The sequence below is a fragment of the Desulfogranum japonicum DSM 18378 genome (genome assembly GCF_000429945.1).
Taxonomy (GTDB): Bacteria; Desulfobacterota; Desulfobulbia; order Desulfobulbales; family Desulfobulbaceae; genus Desulfogranum; species Desulfogranum japonicum.
Map to the genome: position 1 here is coordinate 1 of NZ_AUCV01000122.1, position 1435 is coordinate 1435.

Consider the following 1435-nt stretch of genomic DNA (forward strand, 5'->3'; position numbering starts at 1 on the left):
AGAGACGGGCTTGTCCAACCACGGATAAGATTGTGGTTCGTTCGTTCCTCACTCACACAATCTATCCTTATTCGTTATACCTGAGTTTATTGTTAAACATTTAATCTACGTAGTATTCGTGATGCTTTTCGGTTACTTGATTATTTGAGAATCTAATTTCTCTTATTCTATAGTGAGTGTCTCCAGGACTTTTAGTGTACCACCATCTGTCTTCTGATTTTTTAGCCTCCCATTTTTCATTTGTATAGAGAGGTTTTCCTAGTATCTTCAATACTTTTTCTTTACTCATGCCAAGGTCAATGCTTTTATATTTCTTTTCAGAATAACCCTCTGAGTAAACTGTATCTTCGATGAAAAAAGTGCTGAAAATCAATCCATCTATACCATCTAAACTGTTGTACCTGAATAAAAAGAAAGATATCAGTACTATGGTGACAATGGGTAGTGTTTTTCTCATTGGTATAACGTGGAGTTCTGCGGGAGCCGCGCTTTTTGCGGCTTCCGTAGAAACGATTTGTTAACCTATATTTTTATTTATTTTTTTTAAAAGAAGAGGCATAACAAGGCCGATTAGCACTAAAAGAGAATAAGGTATTACATCATGCATTACGCCTATCGCTTCCTCTACTTTATAGACCATTCTAAAAACGCCAAATGAAAGAAAGCCAACCAATATGCTAGCGACAAGAATTTGACCAGTTTTAGCCGATAATTTAGAGAAAACACACCCCACTAAAAAACCAAACCCCGATAATGAAGCTGTAATAACTGCTATTATAATAGAGAACATTAGTGAATAATATTTTCCGTAACTTAGGTCGAAATCGTCAAAAATGTATATTGAAAAAGCATATATTATTGAAATAATTATGCTTTGGCTAATTATAAATAACAAAGTATATAATACATGCTTCATATTTTTGGGGTTAACGTGCTGTTGTGGGGCGCGCGGCTGTTTGCGCGTCCATACCAACAGGTGGTTAGCCTAATTTTATTTTTTCTTTTCCTTTTTTATAGGTCCGAAAAACTCACCTTGAATACCTGCAAATGCATAAATAACACATGGAATTATCAGCACTACCACACTAGTTATAATAATGAGCACCTTACTCCCTGTAATTTCATATAACCAAGATGCTGCACCTTTGAATAATTCAGGCAGAAAACCTATAAGAATCCAAAATGCCAGGCAATAAATTATGAGTAAGAAAATTTTTAAGCTTTTCTTATTTTTCATTATGTACCTTTTAAAATCATATGCATTTCAGAAAACAAAGAAAAATATTTTGTCTACCAATTCTTTTTTATTTCAGTGGCTAACGTTAAGTTGAGCGGCAAATACCACGATGAGAGATGACCGGCAAAGTACCACTAGAGGATACCGGTAAACCTGCAAGGTAAGGATTGCGCGCAGTGGTATTTGTCAGCTCGAACG

General features: G+C 35.2%; 3 protein-coding genes. All 3 read right to left on the bottom strand.

Annotation, left to right across the window (positions count from 1 at the left end; all coding sequences use genetic code 11):
* Positions 1-100: 100 nt before the first annotated feature.
* On the bottom strand, positions 101-457 hold the full coding sequence (locus G493_RS0122670) for a hypothetical protein (protein WP_028582186.1): 357 nt from the start codon (positions 455-457) through the stop codon (positions 101-103).
* A 60-nt stretch (positions 458-517) separates the two neighbouring features.
* Complete coding sequence (locus tag G493_RS33630) at positions 518-790, bottom strand: hypothetical protein (RefSeq protein ID WP_153306648.1); 273 nt, start codon at positions 788-790, stop codon at positions 518-520.
* A gap of 201 nt (positions 791-991) precedes the next feature.
* Positions 992-1237, bottom strand: a complete 246-nt coding sequence (locus tag G493_RS0122680) for a hypothetical protein (RefSeq protein WP_028582188.1) — start codon at positions 1235-1237, stop codon at positions 992-994.
* Positions 1238-1435: the final 198 nt, after the last annotated feature.